Origin of the sequence: Comamonas composti DSM 21721 (assembly GCF_000429845.1) — a bacterium.
Lineage (GTDB): Bacteria > Pseudomonadota > Gammaproteobacteria > Burkholderiales > Burkholderiaceae_C > Comamonas > Comamonas composti.
On record NZ_AUCQ01000038.1, the window covers coordinates 1 to 19,489 of the forward strand.

Consider the following 19,489-nt stretch of genomic DNA (forward strand, 5'->3'; position numbering starts at 1 on the left):
CGCGTGGCACCTCGATGGACAGTTCGCCGAACTCGCCCTTCAGAGTCTTCTTGCTCGTGCCGTTGCGGGTGTTGCCGCTGGCGTTGGCCACGGCGTCATGGCGCTCGTGACCCAGGTGCTCGGTCAGCTCTGCTTGCAGAGCCTTCTCCACCAGCAGTTTGGTCAGTTGCTTGAGTAAGCCGTTCTCGCCAATCAGGTCTTCAGGCTTCTTGTAATCGGCCAGCAGGCTGGTCAACAGTTCTTGCGGTACTTCGTGCTTCTTGGTTGTCATTGTGTTTGCGGACAAGCAGGCTATCGCCTGCGATGGATTGTCCGTTTACACAAAATTCTGTACACCCTCTGCTCCAGCGCAGTGAACAGCGCCGCAAGCACAGACTTACACCTCATGCCCGAACCACAGCCAACATTTACTTTGTCAGCCGAGCCTGTCGCCCCCGTGTACGTCAACGCGCCGCATTTGCCTGCTCGATTGATGCAGCAAGCGGTTCAATCATCGCCCCTCCCCCAGCAGTCTCAGCAAACCACTGGCCCGCTGTGTGGGGCTGCCTACTGCCGAAGCCAGCAGGCCTGGCCCCTGGGACAGCAGACTGAAAGCCTGGCGCGCACGCGTAATGCCCGTATAGACCAGCTCGCGGCTCAGCACATGGCCGGCCTGGGAGGACAGCACCAAGGCCGTGTGCTCGAACTCCGAGCCCTGGCTTTTGTGCACCGTCATCGCAAACGCCGTCTCGACCTGGGCCAGCCGGCCCACGCCCACGGAGTGCAGCTCTTCGCCACGCAGAAAGTACACGCGCAGTGCCTGGGCTGTGGACCAGCCCGGCAAGGCAATGCCGATATCGCCGTTGAATACATCGAGCTCCGCGCTGTTGCGCGTGACCATGACGGGCCGGCCCGCATACCACTCGCCGCTCTCGCGGATCACGCCGCGCTGCTGCAAGACCAGCTCCACGGCACGGTTGAGCCCGGCCACGCCCCAGTCCCCTTCGCGTACGGCACACAGCAGCCGAAAGCGCTCGAAGGCCTGCAAGACCTCGACCACCCAGGCGCGGTGCACAGCCTCCTGCCCTTCGCCTGCCGACGGCCTCTGGCCCAGGGCCTGGGCATAGGCCGCATAGCTTGCATGGCCGCCCCTGCCTGAGAGTGCGAGATCGACCACGGCCTGCCGGGCCCCGCCTTCGCGCCCCCAGACCTGGGCCTGCAGGCCCTGGCTCACGCCGGCCTGCAAAAGTTCCTGCGCCTGCGCGGCCTGGCCGGAATTCACCGCCAGCGCCAGCTGACCTATGGGGCCGCCGAAGCGGCGGCTGGTCCGCAGCATGACCGTGTGCTGGGCCAGAGCCGGAGCAGCATGCGCCTCATCCGCCATGAAGCCAGGCTCCAGGCGCTGGCCGGCCACGCGCAACACATAGTCGGCCGTGTCCTGCGCATAGCATCCGGCCTGGGCGTTCGCACAGAGATCGCCCAGCACGGCCCCGGCCTCGACCGAGGCCAGTTGATCCTTGTCCCCCAGCAGCACCAGTCTTGCATGGGCAGGCAGGGCATCGAGCAAGGCGTGCATCATTTCCAGATGGATCATGGAAGCCTCATCGACGATGAGTACGTCGAGATCCAGCGGGCGGCCCGCATGAAAGCCCCAGTGCCGCGTGTCGGGGCGTGCGCCCAGCAGCGAATGCAGGGTGCGCGCCGCACCCATGCGCTGCACAAGCTCCACCAGGTCGAGCTCGCCCTCCATGCTTTCCTGCAACTCCAGCAAGGCCGTATCGATGGACTGCTTGAGCCGCGCCGCAGCCTTGCCCGTGGGCGCTGCCAGAGCCACACGCAGCTGGCCGGCATCGGGCGCCGTGGCAAACAGCAAGGCCAGCAGGCGCGCGGCCGTATATGTCTTGCCCGTGCCCGGCCCGCCCGTGATCACCGACAGGCGCCCGCGCAGCGCCAGCGCGCAAGCCCGCTTCTGCCAGTCCGCCTGCTCGGGCGAAGACGATGAAAAGAGACGCTCCAGCCAGCGCCTGGCCTGCGTTTCACCGGCAGCGCCCAGGCCCGGCTCCAACTCCATCTGCGTGCAAATGCGCTGTTCAATGCGCGCAGCCACGCCGCGCTCGTAATCCCAGTAGCGGCGCAGGTACAGCAAGGGAGCCGGTCCATGGGCATGGACCAGCACCAGAGGCTGGCCCCGGTCCTCGGCCTGCCCGGCTTGCCCGGCTTGCCCGGCTTGCGCAATTTCACGCACCACAGGACTTGCGCGCAAGGCCTGTAGCCAGCCCTCCAGCCTCGCGGGCAGGGCCTGCCACAGCACTTGCTGGGCGCCAAGGGCCTCGGCTGGCCAGGCCAGCAACGCGTTGGGCTTTGCAGCGAGCTCTGCCAGGGGCAGGCAGCTATGGCCACGCCCCTCCATTTGCGCCAGCACGGCCACGGCAACCAGCAAGGCCGGCTCTGCGTGCCCATCCTGCCCGGCCACAAAATCGGCCAGAGCCACGTCCAGCCTGCGCAAAAGGCCTAGATCGGCAAGTGCCTGCAGTTGCGCGAGAACACCGTCCGGCACCGAGGCGGGCGCGGGCGCATCGCCGCCGGTCTCGCCGAACAAGTCCAGGGTGTCGTTATCGGCCCGGCGCCTGGCCCGGCCTGTTGTGCGGCTCATGGCGCGATCTCCCAGTCTTGTTCATCCTCGGGCTGGCTGCTCTCCAGGGGCTGGTCCAGCAGTTCGTCCAGGGCCTGCAGCAGCGCAGGCTCGGGCTCAAGCCAGTGCATGCCCTGAGCCGGCCCGTCGATTCCGCGCAAGAAGTAATACAGCGCACCGCCCAGGTCACGCCCGGGCGCATAGGCCTGGCCCAGGCGGCTGCGCAGCAGCCGGTGCAGGGCCAGCAGATACAAAGCCGCCTGCACGTCATAGCGGTGGTCCAGCATGGCCTGCGCCAGCGCATCCGGGGTATAGGAGGACGCACCCGGCCCCAGCTGATTGGTCTTGTAGTCGAGCACCCAATAGCGCCCCTGGTGATGAAGCACCAGGTCGGCAAAGCCCATGAGCATGCCATGCAGTGCGCGCGCCGGCAGTTGAGGGCGCTCCCGCCCCGGCAGGATGAAGCGCCGGCACAGCTGATCGATGCGCCGGGCCGAGAGCTGGCGTGCAGGCAGCCAGAACTCCATCTCCGGCAGTATCCGGTCGAGCCCCGCAAGACTCGCATCCAACGGCGGCAAAGGAGCATGCACCACGGCCGTGAGCCAGCTCAGCAGATCGCTGCCCTGCTCGCCACGGCCGGCACGCTCGCAGCGTTTGAGCAGGCGCTGGGCCAGCAGGCCTTCGCCATCTTCGGGCAGCTCGAAGCCTTCGGAGGCCAGCCATTCAAGCTGATCGTGCACGAAGTTGCCGACCACCGGACCGCGCAGAAAGCGATGCCAGACCGCCACGCCGGATGTGCAGGCAGCCTGCACCGGCATCGGCTCCAGCGCCTCGTCGAGCCCGGACTCGTCGCCAGCCGGCCGCTGATCGGCCACGGCCAGCACGGGCAGACCCGGCGCCGATGCCGGGCCTGCGCCGCCCATGGCACGCACCAGGGACGAAAAGCTGCCAATGCCCCAGCGCGTATCGAAGTGCCCCGCATAGACCTGCGCTTCCTGCAAGGGCTCGGCCTCTTCGGCAGGCTCCCAGGGCCGGCCGGTCAAGGTCTTTTGCGTCAGATCGCAGCAGACCATGACCTGCTCCTGACCCACATCTGCGCACAGTTGCCTGGCTGCATCCAGCCAGGCTTCGGCCGAACGCGGCTCGGTGCCTGCAAGCAGATAGCCGGCAGCGCCCTTCTCGTTCATGCAGGCCTTGGCATTGCCACGCTTGAGCGGGGCCAGGCCCATCCACAAGGCATGGCGCGCACGCGTGAGCGCCACATAGAAAAGCCGCAAGTCCTCGCGCAGACGTTCTCGGTCCGCCTGTTGCAACTGGGCATCGTCGTAGTTCAGCACGAGCTCGCGCCCAGGCCGGCCATGGGCCTGCGCGGGCAGGCTCAGAAACGGGGTTCTGGCGCGCTCCAGCGGGCGAAAACTGCTCGCGAACGGCAGGCAGACCAGCGCATATTCAAGGCCCTTGCTTTTGTGCACGGTGACGATCTTGACGAGGTCGGCATCGGACTCCAGGCGCACGATCTGTGCATCGCTTGCAGCGCCAGGCTCGTCGATCTGAGCCTGAAACCAGCGTATCAGCGCCTGCTCCCCTTCGAGCCGCGCACCCGCGCTTTGCAGCAGTTCGGCCAGGTGCAGATAGTTGGTCAGGCGCCGCTCGCCCCCCATGTCCAGCCGCAGCCAGCGCGCGGGCAGATCCAGGCGGAAAAGCGTTTGCCGCAGCATGGCCAGCACGCCCTGGCGCTGCCATATGCCTTGCAGCTCATGCAGCAGCTCGCTGTGCTCGTCAAAGGCCTGCTCGTTGGCCGCCAGCCAGGCCAGCTCGTCCAGCGACAGCCCCAGAAGTCTTGTCGCCAGCCCCGCACGCACCGCCATCGCATCGCGCGGCGCTGCCACGGCACGCAGCCAGTAGACGAGGTCATGGGCTTCGTCGCCTGCAAACACCGAGTCCTGGTCCGACAGATACACCGAGGCCACGGCGCGCGCCTGCAGTTCGCGGCGTATGGCTGCGGCCTCCTTGCCGCTGCGCACCAGCACTGCAATATCGGCGGGGCGCAGGCGCCTGAAGCTGCCGCCCACGTCTTCAAAGCCTGCCTGCGCATCGCCGAGCCAGTCCACGATCTGCTCGGCGCAATGGGCCGCAAAGCTGCGCAGCATGTCCTGCCCGGACAAGGGCTCAGCCCCTCCATCGTCGCTGCAGCCCGCGCCCAGAGCCAGTGTCATGGCTGGCATGGGGCCGGACCGGGTGCGCAACTGCTCGCTGCGCCCCTGGGCGGCCACGGGCTCGAACGGCAAGGGGTTGCGGCAGCCATTCCTGAACATGAAAGCCGCCTCGCCGGGCCGCTGCTCGGCGCGTGCAAACCAGTGGTTGACGGCATCGACCAGTTGCCGGGTGGAGCGGTAATTCGTGCCCAGCACGTAATGGCGGCCCGCCGTGGCCTCACGCGCCTGCAGATAGCTGTAGATGTCGGCGCCGCGAAAGCCGTAGATGGACTGCTTGGGATCGCCAATCAACAGCAGGCCGCTGTGCGGGTCGTTGTCTGCCGTGCGGTAGATGCGGTCGAACAGGCTGTACTGCAGCGGCGAGGTGTCCTGGAATTCATCGATCAGCGCCAGCGGGTACTGCTCCAGGATGCGCTGGCGCAACTGGGCGCCGTTGTCTGCGGCCAGGGCCTTGTCCAGACGCTGCAGCATGTCGGCAAAGCCAAAGGTTCCGGCCCGGCTTTTCAGCCACTGCAGGCGCTGGCTCACATGGGCTGCCGCATGCAGGCGCAGCGTGCTGCGGATATCGGGCAGCGTCTCCAGGGCTGCCAGCAGATCGGCCAGTTGCGCGGACTCCGGCGGCAGCTCCACAGCCACGTCGCCCTTGCGCGCATCATCCAGCCCCTGGGGAAGCAACCGCGTGGCGCCGGTCTTGAGCTGAGCTGCCAAACCCTTGTGCGGCGCTTGGGTCCAGGCGCGCAAGGCCTGCAGCCAGTTCTTGTAGTTGGCGGCCTTGAGCTTGGCGCCATTCCACGCGCTCTTGTTCTGGGCCAGTTGCCCGTCCAGCCAGTCCTCCAGCCTTTGCGCCTTGTCCTCCCAGCCCTGGGCCAGGGCCTGCAGTTGCTGCTTTTGCGCGCTCACCACCTGGTCCATGCATTCGCCCAGGCTGATGGGCGGGGCCTCGAAGACCACGCTTTCGCGCAGCAGGCCCTGCATGTCGGCCAGCAATGCGCCCACCTGCGGCCAGGTCTTGAGCGCCAGCTCCAGTTGCTCGCCTGTTAGTGGATAGCATTGCTGGCGCCAGTAGTCCTGCACGGCCTCGGTGCGGCGCTGGGTCTCGTCGGGCTCCAGGGTTTCGTCGAACAGGTTGCCGCTGTCGAATGCGTGCTCGCGCAGCATGCGCTGGCACCAGGCATCGATGGTGTGTATGGCTGCATCGTCCATGGATTGGGCCGCCATCTCCAGCCGCCAGGCCGCGCGCTCGCGCTCCTCGCCGGGGGCAAAGGCATGGCGCAGATCGCGCAGAAAACCATCATGGGCTTGGGGCTCGGCCTCGCCCCTGAAGCAGCGCACGGCATCCACAAGACGCGCGCGTATGCGGTCGGAGAGTTCGCGCGTGGCCGCACGCGTAAAGGTCATGACCAGGATGTCGGGCGGCATCAGCGGCCGCTCGAAGCCCTGCTCGGCGCCATGGCCCAGGACCAGGCGCAGATAGAGTGCGGCAATGGTCCAGGTCTTGCCTGTGCCCGCGCTGGCCTCGATCAGGCGCGAGCCCCACAGCGGAAAGCTCAGCGCATCGAGCTGATGGCTTGCCTGGTTGGCGTCTGTGCCGCTCATGCGTTTTCCTCCTCGGCTCCGGACTGGATTTCAGGCAATGCCTGCGCCTGCACGTGGTCTCTAATCCATTCGAGCATGGGCTCGTACACAGCCAGAGCCCGGGCCTCGAAGCCAGGCTCGGCCTGCAAGTCCTCCCAGGTCGGATAGCAGCGCGCCCAGTTCGCATCCTCGGCTTCTCCGCGCAGCATGTGGCCGCCCTCATAGGCCTGGCTTGCGGCCTGCAGATTGCCCTGGGCCAGCGCAATGGCGGTTCTGAGTGGCAGGGCCAGGGGCTTGTCCTGGCCCTGCCGCCACAGCGCCATCAGGGCCAGCAGCCGTTCCCGCGCCATGTCCTGCTCCATGGGTTCGGCCCAGATCAGCACATCGCGCGCCACCACGCCCACCAGGCTGTTCGCCCCCACGGCGCCCAAGGCCAGGCTGCGCAGATAAAGGGACAGCAGCTTGTAGGCCTGGGGCTTCTGGTCCTTGCCCAGCAGGCTGCGCGGCTCCAGCGTCAGCCAGCAGCGGCTGCCACCATCGGCCGCCGGTCCGTCGCCTGCGGGCGCACCCGGATCGCGCTCGCGCAGGCCATCCAGCCAGTCGTCCAGAATCAGGCCCTCCTGTCGCAGCTGCAGGCGCTGACGCGGCGCCTCGCGCGGCCATTGCTGGATCTGCTCCTGCCAGGCCAGCAGCGAGGGCATCACGGCCTGCTGCAAGGCCAGCGCCTCGCGCCGTCCGAGCCCTGCCAGCGGCAGCCGGCCTGCGCGCTCCAGTCGCCCGATCTGGCGGCCCACACGGGCCTGCAGCAGATCCGCCAGATCGCCTTGCGCAGGCTCCAGCGCCTGGACGACCTGTTTCTGCAATTGCTGGATCAGCGCGTATTCGGCAAGACCGTCGAGCGCAAAGATCTCCTCGTCCTCGACCAGGTTCTCCTCCAGCTCGAAGCGCACCTGCAGGCGCTGGCGCAAAAAGGCGCGCGCCGGATGGCGCAGAAAATCCAGCAGGCGCGCCAGATCCAGCGGCGAGCCCTCATCGGGCACAAAGGCCGCGGGCTGCGGCATCAAGGCATCACCGGCCTGCTCATGGGCTGCGCGCCATTCGCGTGCATAGGTGGCCAGGCCGGAGCCCTGCTCGAAATAACGGCGGCTGAAGGGCTGCAGCGCATGCTGTTGCGTGCGCTGGGCCAGCAGGGCACGGCCCTGGTCCTCGCGCGTCTGTCCCCGGGCGCCCTCGCCACACCAACCCGCCGCCAGGTAGTCACGCAGCTGGGAGACCAGCACCGAAGGCGGCTGCTCGCTGTTGTCGCGCACATGGCGCCCGGTCCAGCTGATGTAGAGCTGGCGCCGCGCCGAGAGCAGGGCTTCGAGCATCAACTGGCGGTCATCGTCGCGGCGCGCGCGGTCGCCGGGGCGGTGCTGGCCCGCGAGGGCCATGAGGTCGAAGTCGCTGCGCGTGGCCCGCCGCGGGTAGTCGCCGTCGTTCATGCCCAGCAGGCAGACGACCTCGAACGGAATCGCGCGCATGGGCATCAACGTGCAAAAGGTCACCCCGCCTGCGCGAAAGCGCTGGGACAGCGAGGGTTGGTCGAGCGCCTGCATCCAGGCCTCCTGGGCCACGCTCAAATCGATAGCGGCCTCGAAGCCGGCCTGCTCGCAAGCCTCCTGCCAGGCCGTGAGCGCCGTCTCCAGCGCAGCCAGCATGGCCTGATCCTCCTGGCTTTTGGCAAGAAAGAATTCCTGCAGCAGCACGCGAAAGCGCCGGGCCCAGGCATGAGGCCCCGCAGGCTTTTCGGCCTCGCCCCACCAGGCCAGCAGCCGGGTCAGCAAGGCGGCCAGCAGGCCCGCGAGCTCGGCCGACAGCCCGCCGATCTCGTCATAGGCCTCGATGCCGCCGAAGGCCTGATCTTCAAGGCCTGCGCCGCTCGCATAGCCGAGCAGCATGCGCTGCAGGCCGAACAGGGCACTGTTGTGCGCGCCGCAAGCCCCAAGCCCCAGGGAGGCGCGCTGCCCCGCATCCAGCCCCCAGCGTATGCCAGCGCCGGCCATCCAGCGCGTGAGCAAGGGCAGGTCCTCGGCGTCCAGCCCCAGGCGGGCAGCAATCGCAGGCACGTCGAGCAGGTCGCACAGCTCGCTCAGGCGGCAGCGCTGGCGGGGCAGGCGCAGCAGCCATTGCAGGGCCAGAATCAGCGGGCTGCTCTGGCGCGCGCCCAGGTCGGCAATATCAAACGGAATATGGCGTGCATCATGGCGGCCGTACTGGCCGAACACGGCACGTATGGCGGGCGCTGCCTCTTCGATGGCGGGCAGCATGACCACCACGTCGCGCGGCGCAAGCGGCGCCTGGCCAGGCACGGGCGGGCTGGCCAGCAGCGCGAGCAGCTGGTCGTGCAGCACTTCGAGCTCGCGCACCAGGCCGTGGGCGCTATGAAAGACGATGGACCGGTCGGCGCGGGCCACCTCATACGGCGGATGCTCGGCCATGGGCACCAGATCGCGTATGCGCTGCTGCACCTGGGCCAGCAGGGGCGCGGCGCGCAGCTCCTCGGCATCGCCTTCCTCGAACAGGTCCAGGCGTGGAAACTGCATCCCGGCCGCCGCGCCCTGGGTGTCAAACGCGTCGAGCTGGCGCACATGGTCGCGGCTTTGCCGGCCCCAGGCCGACAGCAGCGGATGGGCATGGGCATGCATGGCGGCCAGCGGTATCTCGGCCAGATCGCGACCGCCACGCAGCGGGTGGCGGCGCCGGCTCATGCGCAGCAGCTCGCGCCCGTCTATGGCATCGGCCCAGTGAAAGCGGCAGGGGTTGGAGACGGCCAGCAGCACCTGGCTGTGGCGCGCCAGGGCCGCGAGAAACTGCAGCAGGCCCATGGGCAGCTGGCTGATGCCGAAGACCACGACCCGCCGCGCCAGCGGCATCACGGGCGCCACCCCCGACTCCAGTGCCTGGATCACGCGGGCCTGCAAGGCGCTGCGCGTGACGCCTTGCTGCTCCTCGGACAGCTCGGCCAGCACCAGGCGCCACAGCGCGGGCTGCCAGCGCTGGTCCGCGGACAAGGGCCTGGCCTCGCGCCCGCCAGCCGAGGGCAGCTCGTCGCGCCCTGCGGCCCAGGCATCGAGCCAGTCGGCGCGGTAGATCTGGTATTGGTCGAACAGGTCGGCCAGGCGCTGGGAGAGCTGCAGCAGCCGCTCGGGCTCACCGGGCCGCAGAAAGCCAGCAATCGGCGCAAACACCGGGTCTTGCAGATACTGGGGCAGCAGGCGCATGAGCCGCCAGGTCATGGGCGTCTTGTCCAGCGGCGACTGCCTGGGCACGGCCTGGCGCCCCAGCACCTGGCGGTAGCTGCGCCAGACGAAGCGCGCGGGCAGCTCCACGCTGGCGGCGGCGCACACGCCCAACTGCTCGGCCATGCGCATCTTGAACCACTCGGCCATGCCATTGCTCTGCACCAGCACCACCTCGGGCTCCAGCGCAGCCAGAGGCCGTGCGGCCAGCCAGGCAAGCACGGTGTCGGCCAGCACCTCGGTCTGATTCCCATGCAGGGCGATCAACCCCGGTTGCCATTGCGATTCCACCCCGAACTCCTGTGTCTGCACCAGCGTGGGAGCTTAACTTGCGGTCAAGCCTTTGCGTGCGGCGGGGGAAATGAAATACCAATATTGATAGCTGGAACCACTGGTATTTCTTGGAGTTCAAATAGATTGATCGATGAAACTCAATAAGAGCAAGCGGTACCAGCTATCAAAACAGGCTGGCTCTGCGTCTTGGCCGCTACCCCGGGCGCTTTCCAGGGCTGCCCCTTCAGAGCGTGTTCACGATCTCAGAACGTGTTTACGATCTCCTCGGTGCCGCGCCAGTGTCTGTGCGGGATGGGATACAAGGCGCGATACCGCAGCAATAGCCGTGCTATTGCGAGGATTCGCAACGCTGTAGACCGCCCGCAAAGACACTGGCCCGAAGGGTTGGAGCGAAATCGGGCTATTTTCTAGCGCTGTGGCTTGCTTGCACCCCGGTGCAAGCTGCGCCCCATCGCTTTGAACTCATCCCGATTGCGCTCCAACGCGGCAGCGTAGAGATCGTCAACACGTTCTCAGGTCTCAGCCTTTGGCTTTGCGCTCCAGGGCCGCAGAAGGTCGAAGGCGCACAGACTTGCCGGGCCGGGGCAGCAAATCGGCCAAGGAGAAACCGTCCAGATGCGCCATAAAGCTTTGCAACGCCCCGCCCAGCACACCAGCCAGCGTGCACTGCCCCGTAAAGCTGCATTGGCTGGCACTGCCAAAGCACTCGACCAGTGCGAAATCGCTTTCCATGCCGCGCACTACGGCGCCCAGATTGATGTCGGCCGGCGCATGCGCCAGGCGCATGCCGCCGCCCTTTCCACGCACGGTTTCCAGCCAGCCCTGGAGGGCGAGTTGATGCGTGACCTTCATGAGATGCGCTTCGGAAATACGCTGGGCCCGGGCTACTTCGGCAATCGTGCAAAGCCGCTCAGGCTGCTGAGCCACATGCATCAGCAGGCGCAACGCATAGTCGGTCATCATGGTCAGACGCATCAAGCCCTCCTGATGCGCATGGCGCCCGGGCCCGGGTGGTCCACGCGCGGACGGATCAGCATGGGCACGAAACGCCACAGGTAAAGTCCAAAGCCAAGAACCCAGACCAGCGCCGATGCATGCAGCAGCGCCAGGGAAAAGCCCGAAGGCCACAAGGCCAGCAGGCGCAGGGCCGCTGCGGCAATCACCAGACCATAGGCTGTGAGCATGCTCGCATCCGTGCGCAACGGCCGGCCCAGATGACCGAGAGCCGTGCGCGTGACCATGCCGATGATCAGCACGGAAAAACCCGCAACGCCGATCACATGGACCGGCCAGGCCAGGCGCACCACCAGGCCAACGGCCTGAGCCGCTGCCACGAGCAGACCCAGACCCAGAGCCGCATGACCCAGGTAGAGAATCCATAGCAAAGGCACTTTGCGCACGGCCCAGGGCTGCCAGGCCACGACCTGCAGCAGCGTGAGCAGGCCCGCCAGGCCCAGGCCTGCGGCCACACCAGGCATCCAGCCCGCCAGCAGACAGGCGATGGCCACGCAACTCGCTCCCAGTTGCCAGGAGCCGCTGCCGGCGAGCATGGGAATCTGCAAGCCGGCCACGGCACGCATCGCAAAAAATGGAATCACACGCCGGGCAATCAGCAAGGCGATCACGGCCATGCACAGCAGGCCGGCATAAAAGCGCTGCATGAGCAGTGCATAGTCGCCCTGCCAGGTCGACCACAGGAACAAAGCATCGGCTAGGCCAAGACCGAGCAACAAGATGGGCAAGCCGTAGTTGCGCCGGCTGCGCGCCGCGTAAATCACGCGCCCGATGGCAAGAGCAGCGCCTGCAAAAAACAGCAATTCGCACACAACGCCCAGCACAAAGGCCGAAGTGCCGGGCACCAGCAGGCCCAGGCGCGCCAGACCCCATAGCCCGCACAGGGCGGCCAGAGGCTTGCCATCCAGAGGGTTGCGCCCGGTCCAGTTGCCTGCAGCCGTGAGCAGAAAGCCTACCGCGATCGTGGCCACAAAGGCCCACAGCATCTCATGCGCATGCCATAGCACCCCGCCCAGCCGCCCAGTCAGCCACTGTGGAGCAAACACCCAGAGCGCCACGGACAACGCAGCCCACAGACAGCCGAGCAGATACAAAGGCCTGAAGCCCATGGTCAGAAAAGCATCCCATTGGGGCGCGGGCTTTCGAGCAGGCGTGGGCTCTTCTAGATGCAATAGCTGCGACATGCGGCAACTCCTTGAGGCCTGACATTCAGCAGGATGGCTGTTTGCGATTTCAGGCCGGCTATAAGATTTATTTAATATATATCTTTAAGCCTTTCAGCGTGCAATTTGAAAGGCCGCACCTGATGTAGCTCAAACACGGGCCTGCTGGCCGAAGATCATGCGTCGCTCAAGCTCCTCCCATGACGCGCGAAAAACGTCCGGCCAGACCGGGCACGCCACAGGAAACGCACGGCGCCAGGTTCAAGCATCGCGGCAGCGACTGCGGCAGCCACGAACGCCTGCGCAACCATCATGGTCTGCGCCCTCCATGCACCCAGACCGGCGCCATGGGAAAGTCGACCCGCCCCAAGGCCTTGATATCCGAGAAGCCTGCATTCATCAGCATTTGCCCTAGCTCCCCCTGCCGGGGCAGATAGTTGCCGCGCAGCATGACGCCGCTGTAGAAAGGCAGGACACATGCGGCCAGCGCCGGATCATCCGCAAGTTCGGCATGCGCCAGCAGCAGCAGACCTCCGGGGTTGAGAGCCTCGAACATGCGGCGCACGGCGGCCTGCGGCTCACGCAGAAAATGCAGCACCGAGGAGCACCAGATCAGGTCGTAACCCTGGCCCATGGCCTCGTGGTTCAGGTCGCAGCCCAGGGTGTCCAGGCGGTGCGACAGCCCGGCTGCATGGATCTGCTCTCTGGCCACCTCGGCGGTCTCCGGCTGGTCGCAGACCGTGCCGCACCAGCCAGGCAGGCGCTGGGCCAGTGCAATTGCCACATGACCCGGCCCTCCGCCAAGATCCAGCAAGCGGCCTTGCTGCGGCAGGGGCGCCAGCGTATCCAGCAGGCGCAGTACGGCCGGCACGGTGATGGCTCGCTGCTCCTGCCCGATCTGCTCGCGGGCAGCCTGGGCCCAGCTGCCCTTGGGTGCCACGCTTTGCGCCACCTGTTGTGCAGGGTCAAAGCCCTGACGCAGCAGGCTGGGCCATTGCGTGGACAGCCCCGACAAAAAACGGTTGCGGTACAACCAGGCTTGGCTGCATGGGTCTGCCGAGCCTTGCAGAAAAAACCGCGTCGCCAGCGCAGATGCACTGTATGTGGGTTCGGGGTTGTGCGCGCTCACCTGACGCTCCAGCAGCCCCATGCTCCACAACAGATCCAGCCAGACGGAAGTGGCAGCGAGATTCAACCCCAATCGCAGGGCCATGGCCTGGGCCGTGGCCTCGGGGGTGATCTGGCTGAACAGGTCATGCTCCAGTGCCTGCTCCAGCGCCTGGGCCTGCAGCGGGGCTGCGGCAAGATTCCAGAAAGCTTGCAGAGGATGTTCAAAATGAGATGGCATGCAGTGCTCCTTCTTGGGTGCGCCAGATCAGGTCGGCGCCATTCGCCCTGGAATCACTATAGAACCCAAATGAGAATTGCTATCATCAACTTGTTAGGCAAAGCGGATTCTTTCTTTGGGATTTCGAAGCGAAGTACTGCTCAGACCCAAGATCGCACCAAGAAAGCACGCCATGCAGGATTGCCTGAGCTCCCCCAGCCGCCTCGTCTCGCCCGCTATGCGCCGCGCGAACTGGCGCCGTTCCGAGCTGCCATCAGAAACAGGCCGCTGCTTCACCGATCACCTGACCTTCGACGATGGCCTGACCCTGGCCTATGCCAGCTATCTGCCCACACAGGATCTGAGCGAGTCCAGCGTCATCGAACGCACATGGTCTCTGACCCTGACCATTGCCTTGCAAGGGCAGTCGAACGTCTTGGGAGCAAACGGCCAACGCTTTGACTTTGTCGCCGGACACAGCACCCTGGCGGCCTTCGCCAGCACCAGCGGCCAGCGACGCTTTGCGGCCAACCAGCCCGTGCGTCAGCTGCGCCTGATTGTTGAAGCGCCCTTGCTGCACAAATATGGGCTGCACGGTCTGTTGCCCGCTGCCGGTGACGGCAACCAGTCTCCGCGCCATCTGTTCTTTGGCAAACATGGCACAGCCATCCGGCGCCAGGCGGATTCGCTGGTGCACTTGCATGAGCATGCAGGCAGCTTGTTAGAGCTTCAGATCGCGGCCCTGGGCCTGCTCGCCGAGCACACCCGGGCCTTCATGCCGCCGCCAGCTCCTGCCATTGGCAAGCTCAGCGCAACCGACCAGGAGTTGATGCTGCGAGCCCGAGCCATCTTGAGAGACCGGTTCAACAGCCCGCTGACGATTGCCTATCTGTGCGCTGCAGTGGGCACCAATGAGTTCAAGCTCAAACAGGGCTTTCGCGCGCTGTTCGGCACCAGTCCACACCGCATGCTGACCGATATCCGCATGCGAAAAGCCTGGGAACTGCTGGAGTCCGGCCTGTATGTCTCGACCGTTGCATATCAGGTGGGCTACAAGCATCTATCCAGCTTCAGCGCAGCTTTCGAGCACTACTATGGCCGCCCGCCCAAGTCCGTGGCGCCCCTGCTCAAGAGCCGCCTGCGGCACTAACCCCGCCCCCAACCAGGCGAGTACGCGAAGTTGGAGCACAGGTCATGCAGGGGCATGAACAGGCGCCGCCGACCAGCTCATCGTTTGTTTGGCTTTTGGAATCAAGCCCTTGCCTGGGCCATGCAAGCCATTGCCCAATCACACGCCTCTTAGCGACCACACGCTGTCAGCAGGACCGTTGCGCACCCGCCTTGCCGTGGCGCGGGCCATCCAGGTCAGGGCGGCAGCGCCGGCCAGGGCTGTCAGATCCACTCCCAGCGTAGAGCTGTCCAGCCACAGACCGGAGCTGGGAAGCGCCCAGCCCAGTAGTGAAGACAGCGGAATCAAGGCGGTGCAGAGCACGGCCAGCCACAGCAGCGGCACCACGGCGCGTGCAGCCCCTCGGCCAAAAGCCCAGACCAGGCAGGCAAAGAAGACGAGGTAGTACAACCCCATATGCCAGGCGGCCTGGTCTTGCACACGACCCGGCAACCATTTGGCTGCGGCCAGGGTCAAAGAAATTCCGGCCACGCAGCCAAGGCATACGCCCACGGTGGCCGCAGCCATCCAGGCCGTATCGCGCCGCTGCACCGGCAGGTCTGCGCCTCTGCGCTGAGCCTTGCGCCTGCTTTCCACCCACAGCAGATTGCCACCATAGAACAGCCAGGCACCAGCCAGGCCCAGCAGAAAATACAGCCAGCCCACGGCCAGCCCTCCGAACGAGGCCATGTGCAGCGCGAAGAAACTGCTGATGAAAAGATTGGGGGTACTCTGCATGCCTGGCAGGTAGTCGCTGGAGAGCAGCTTGCCGCTGTAGGGGTCCAGAGCAGCAAAGCCGCCGGCGGCACGCGGAGAGACTGCAGCATGGTTGTGACCCCAGACGCGCACCGCAGGCTTGGGACCGGTGACCTGGACGTATTGCAGTTTGGTGGGCTCAAAGCCGGGCGCGGCTTCCCGGGCGATCCTCACCAGTTGCGAAGGGAGCAGCATATCGGCGGGATCGTGCTGCAGCGCTTCAGCCGGGTTTCCCTGCCCGCGCGGAAATGCCTGAGCCCATTGGCCGCCATGCACCAGCTTGTCCTGCACGGCATAGATCTGGTCGTGATAGGCAAACACCACGGCGCTCAAGGCCATCACGATGTGAAACGGCAGACTGACAATGCCTACCACATTGTGAGCGTCCAGCCACATGCGCTTGGTGTTGCGCCCCACGCGCAGCGCAAAAAAATCCTTGACCAGCGAAGGCAGAAGCACCACGACGCCGGAGACCAGAGCCAGGAAATACAGCCCGGCAATCACCCCCATCAGCCAGCGGTTGGGGTCGGAGTCGACGGGAAGCCCCACCACGCGGTGCAGCACGTCGATGAACTCGACCAGACGCGAAGAATGCTGCTCGCTGATCTGCACGCCACCATCCGCAGCAGCCTGCTCGGCCGTGAAGTTGCGTACTCCGCTTTCGTCGTGGTCATCGGCCTTGGGGTTGCGCACCTGCCATTCCAGACGCGGAATGGCCCGATCGCCTTCCAGCTCCAAGCTGGCTCCGCGTGCGGCAGCCGCCGTGCTCGAGAAAGTTGCAGTCAGCAGTGGCTGCAACTGGTCCATGGGCACCGGGGTCAGAAGGGCGGCGGGCGGGGTCGACCAGTGCCGTATCGGCTCCTTGAACACCGTCAGCGCCCCTGCATAAAAGGCGATGAACAAGGCCATGCCGCTCAAGATGCCAGTCCAGGTATGGACCGATTTATAGATGCGGATGTAATCGGCTCTCACGTCAGACTCCAGAAGTGCGCCAGCCACCAAGCGCCCAGAGCCAGCACATTGGCCAGGCCCAGCCAGGCCCAGGCGCGCAGGCCGCTGGCAAAGAAATACACCAGGGCCTGGGTACCCAGCCAGATAGGGGGCAACAGCCACATCACCAACTGGCCACTGACGGGCAGCGGCATGCCCGTCAGCAGTGCGGCCAACAAGCCGCTGCAACTGATGCCCAGACCCAGACCCAGCAGCAGCCCGGCCAGGGTCTTGCTGATCCAGTCGGGACGTATCGGATCGGGCTTGCGGCGCTGCTCGGGCGGAGAATCAAGTGTTGCGTTGGGCATGGGCCAGAGCTCCGATATACGGCAGCAGCGCAAAGACCAGCATCAGCGTGGTCAGCAGTGTGAAACAGGCAGCCAACGGCTGCATGCTCTGCAACAGTCCCAGCCAGCCGGCGATCAACAGGCCTGCTCCTGTCAGCCGCGCAGGCCATTGAGGCCAGGGCTTGGCCCATAAGCGCTGATTGGGAGAGGCCGCATAAATCAACAGACAGGCCAGTGCAACGAGCAACAGGCCTATCGCAGTGAAAGAAAGCATGAAAACCACGTCATAAAAAATCGGGCATCTGCAGGACATGCCTGGCCCCGGATACCCGGGCAGAACCAACCGGGATTGGTGCACCAGCCAGCCCCTGGGCAATGGCGGCCGCCAGCCGGCGCAGGCAAGAGGATCAGGACATCAGCGCCTCAGAAGGACACCGTGGCAGACAGTCTCAAGGTGCGTGGCGCGCCAGGCATCACGAAGCCGTCGGTAAACATGCCGATCCAGTAGCTCTTGTCCGTCACGTTCTCCATGCTGGCGTTGAAGCGCACCGGCATGACGCCGAACTTGGTCTCGTACTTGGCCATCAGATCCAGGCGGTTCCAGGAAGGTGCACGCAGCCTGTTGCCCGAATCAATCCATTGCGACCCCGTATGCAGCACGCGCCCCCCTATGGTCAGGCCCGGTACGGACGTTTCCCAGTCGAGACCGATACGTGCGCGCAGCTTGGGCACACCGTAGTTCTCGCGACCGGTGTTGATCTGGCGCGACTTGATGTACTCGATGCCTCCCAGCAGCGACAGCGTCTGCGTGAGTTTTCCGAAAGCGCTCCACTCCAGACCCTTGAGGCGCTGCTCACCATCGACCACCTGTTGGTTTCTGCCATCGGTGATGATCGAGGGCTTTTCAATGCGAAAAGTGCTCAGTGTGTGCGTCATCTGCCCAGCCTGCAGCTTCATGCCGATCTCGCCCTGCCTGGTCTGCATGGGCGCCAGGGTCTCTCCGGTATTCGCAAAGCCGGCGCCCACGGTGCGCCCCGGCTCCAGGCCTTCGGTGTAATTCGCATACAGCGAGACGTTGTCCCCCCAGGGCCGCACCACCAGGCCAGCCATCGGGGAAACACGACTCTTGCTGTAACTGGAGGGCAAACCGTTCACGAGCGGGGTCTTCACCGTCTGGTGGCGCGCCCCCAGCGTCAACAGCACCTTGTCGCCCGCGAAGCTCATCACATCAGCCAGGGCCAGCGAGCGGAACTCGTTTTCCGTGGTGTAGCCCTTCCATTGCGGCGCGCCCGGAAAGACAGGTGTCGAGGGCTCATACATATTGGTCGTGTAGCAGTAGTTGCAGGCCGTGTTGTAGGTACCCTCCTTGTGCTTGAGGATGTTGAACGACAACTGCAGGCGGTGCTGCACGCCTGCAGTTGCGAACTTGCCGATGACACCAGCCTCGGCCGTGCGGCGCTCCGACTCTGTATGCACGTTGTAGATGGCGCCGCGCGTACTGCCATCCAGGCCAGTAACGATGGCACGGGTGCCGAACAACAGACCTTTGCCCTGCGCTTCGGAGGCCCCCACGGCGAAGTAGCCTTGCCAGCTCTGCGAGAAGTCCACCTCGGCGCGGGCCAGCAGCCCGCTGTTGTCATACTGCCCATGCGTTCCTCGAAACATGTTCACGTCGCCACTGGGGGAAGGCAGCAACTGGCCCACACCGGGAATCGCTGCATTGCCCAGGAAGCTGAACATGCCCGGACTGCCTCCATCGATCTTGGTGATGCTGTTGTACAGATCCAGCGAGAAACGGGTCTTGTCACCCAGATAGTCCAGACCCAGAGCCCCCACGCGGCGCTTCTGGCTTTCGCCCTTGGCACCCATATCGCCCGAACCGTAGACGCCGTTGAAGCGCAGGCCCAGGCGTTGTTCGACTCCAAAGCGCTTGCCCATATCCGCATGCAGTTGCAGATAGGAGTCCGAGACATAGGTAGTGGTCAGCTCGGCGATGGGCTGGGCCAGGGCACGCTTGGTGACCATGTTGACCGAGCCGGCCACACTGGCCAGGGGCGGCATGCCCGACAACAATACATTCGGGCCGCGCATGACCTCTACGCGCTCGAACATTTCGATGGGCACCGAGTTCGCCGGTGCAATGCCATACAAACCGTTGGTGGCGATATCCATGGCCGTCACATCCAGGCCCCGGAGGTTGAAGTTCTGCAGCAGATGGCCCTTGTTGGTGGTGAAGACCACGGCCGCATCGTTTTCCAACACATCCTGCAGCGACAGGGCTGACCAGCCCTCGGCCAGCTCGCGAGTGTAGGCGTTGACATGCACAGGGGCATCGGTGATGGAGCTTGCCCCCAGAATGCCCAGGCGCGCACCTTTTGCGGCCTTGCGCCCCGGAGCCAGACCGGGCAGATCCTCGCGCTCGTACCTGTCGCGCACGGTAATCTGAGGCAGAGCAGTGGATACATGCACCGCCTGCTCAGGCTGCGGGCCTGGCTGAGCCAACGCCCAAGGCGCAGCACTCATGGTCAAGGTCGCTAAAGCAATCGAGCTGAAACGTGGTCTGGGAACGTATGCGGTGGACATAGGACTGAGTCATTTTTAAGACAAATGAGAATCAGTACCATTTTATTTATCAAACAAATTCACACCTACATATGTGGTGTGAATGCATCACCCAAAACCGTCTTGATTGGGGAAAGCCAACTTTGGTGGCGTAGTGTCACGAGCGCTGGCAACGATACCGAACAAGGCCGGGCACAGCCCTATGCCAGGGCCTTGGCAGCGAAATTACTGTAAAAGTTGCTGCA

The 19,489-nt window shown here is 65.1% G+C and carries 12 protein-coding genes; 1 reads left to right on the top strand and 11 read right to left on the bottom strand.

What is annotated here, in order from left to right:
* The 7 genes from G486_RS22535 to G486_RS0115645 all read right to left on the bottom strand — a co-directional run.
* Positions 1–271, bottom strand: a 271-nt coding sequence (locus G486_RS22535) for a transposase (RefSeq protein ID WP_034388006.1), incomplete at its 3' end; no start/stop codon positions are given.
* Positions 272–490: 219 nt separating this feature from the next.
* On the bottom strand, positions 491–2,632 hold the full coding sequence (gene recD / locus G486_RS0115615) for an exodeoxyribonuclease V subunit alpha (RefSeq protein ID WP_034388008.1): 2,142 nt from the start codon (positions 2,630–2,632) through the stop codon (positions 491–493).
* Positions 2,629–6,423, bottom strand: a complete 3,795-nt coding sequence (gene recB / locus G486_RS0115620; RefSeq protein WP_027016383.1) for an exodeoxyribonuclease V subunit beta — start codon at positions 6,421–6,423, stop codon at positions 2,629–2,631. The genes recD and recB overlap by 4 nt, the downstream gene beginning before the upstream one ends.
* Positions 6,420–9,974: an exodeoxyribonuclease V subunit gamma gene (gene recC, locus G486_RS0115625; RefSeq protein ID WP_027016384.1), complete on the bottom strand. Its 3,555-nt coding sequence runs from the start codon at positions 9,972–9,974 to the stop codon at positions 6,420–6,422. Before recC ends, recB begins: the two co-directional genes overlap by 4 nt.
* A 522-nt stretch (positions 9,975–10,496) precedes the next feature.
* Positions 10,497–10,952, bottom strand: coding sequence for an RrF2 family transcriptional regulator (locus G486_RS0115630; protein ID WP_027016385.1), 456 nt, complete (start codon positions 10,950–10,952; stop codon positions 10,497–10,499).
* Positions 10,952–12,175: an NnrS family protein gene (locus G486_RS0115635; protein WP_027016386.1), complete on the bottom strand. Its 1,224-nt coding sequence runs from the start codon at positions 12,173–12,175 to the stop codon at positions 10,952–10,954. Before G486_RS0115635 ends, G486_RS0115630 begins: the two co-directional genes overlap by 1 nt.
* 289 nt (positions 12,176–12,464) lie before the next feature.
* Positions 12,465–13,502: a class I SAM-dependent methyltransferase gene (locus G486_RS0115645; protein WP_027016387.1), complete on the bottom strand. Its 1,038-nt coding sequence runs from the start codon at positions 13,500–13,502 to the stop codon at positions 12,465–12,467.
* A gap of 172 nt (positions 13,503–13,674) precedes the next feature.
* Here G486_RS0115645 and G486_RS0115650 point away from each other — a divergent pair, with 172 nt between their 5' ends.
* Complete coding sequence (locus G486_RS0115650) at positions 13,675–14,631, top strand: helix-turn-helix transcriptional regulator (protein ID WP_027016388.1); 957 nt, start codon at positions 13,675–13,677, stop codon at positions 14,629–14,631.
* A 138-nt stretch (positions 14,632–14,769) separates the two neighbouring features.
* Here the strand turns inward: G486_RS0115650 and G486_RS0115655 are convergent, their stop codons facing one another.
* The 4 genes from G486_RS0115655 to G486_RS0115670 all read right to left on the bottom strand — a co-directional run bounded on the left by G486_RS0115655 (position 14,770) and on the right by G486_RS0115670 (position 19,151).
* On the bottom strand, positions 14,770–16,377 hold the full coding sequence (locus tag G486_RS0115655) for a PepSY-associated TM helix domain-containing protein (RefSeq protein ID WP_027016389.1): 1,608 nt from the start codon (positions 16,375–16,377) through the stop codon (positions 14,770–14,772).
* A complete protein-coding gene (locus tag G486_RS22540) occupies positions 16,374–16,703 on the bottom strand; it encodes a hypothetical protein (protein ID WP_051303597.1) in 330 nt (109 codons plus the stop codon). The genes G486_RS0115655 and G486_RS22540 overlap by 4 nt, the downstream gene beginning before the upstream one ends.
* A complete protein-coding gene (locus G486_RS0115665) occupies positions 16,684–16,956 on the bottom strand; it encodes a hypothetical protein (RefSeq protein ID WP_027016390.1) in 273 nt (90 codons plus the stop codon). The genes G486_RS22540 and G486_RS0115665 overlap by 20 nt, the downstream gene beginning before the upstream one ends.
* Before the next feature lie 149 nt (positions 16,957–17,105).
* Positions 17,106–19,151, bottom strand: coding sequence for a TonB-dependent receptor (locus G486_RS0115670; protein ID WP_245587342.1), 2,046 nt, complete (start codon positions 19,149–19,151; stop codon positions 17,106–17,108).
* Positions 19,152–19,489 lie beyond the last annotated feature (338 nt).

Bases quoted from the DNA above. Each gene is read 5' to 3' on its own strand.
- recD (WP_034388008.1), bottom strand. From the start codon at position 2,632: ATGAGCCGCACAACAGGCCGGGCCAGGCGCCGGGCCGATAACGACACC.
- G486_RS0115635 (WP_027016386.1), bottom strand. From the start codon at position 12,175: ATGTCGCAGCTATTGCATCTAGAAGAGCCCACGCCTGCTCGAAAGCCC.
- G486_RS0115650 (WP_027016388.1), top strand. From the start codon at position 13,675: ATGCAGGATTGCCTGAGCTCCCCCAGCCGCCTCGTCTCGCCCGCTATG.
- G486_RS0115665 (WP_027016390.1), bottom strand. From the start codon at position 16,956: ATGCTTTCTTTCACTGCGATAGGCCTGTTGCTCGTTGCACTGGCCTGT.
- G486_RS0115630 (WP_027016385.1), bottom strand. From the start codon at position 10,952: ATGCGTCTGACCATGATGACCGACTATGCGTTGCGCCTGCTGATGCAT.
- G486_RS0115645 (WP_027016387.1), bottom strand. From the start codon at position 13,502: ATGCCATCTCATTTTGAACATCCTCTGCAAGCTTTCTGGAATCTTGCC.
- recB (WP_027016383.1), bottom strand. From the start codon at position 6,423: ATGAGCGGCACAGACGCCAACCAGGCAAGCCATCAGCTCGATGCGCTG.
- G486_RS22540 (WP_051303597.1), bottom strand. From the start codon at position 16,703: ATGCCCAACGCAACACTTGATTCTCCGCCCGAGCAGCGCCGCAAGCCC.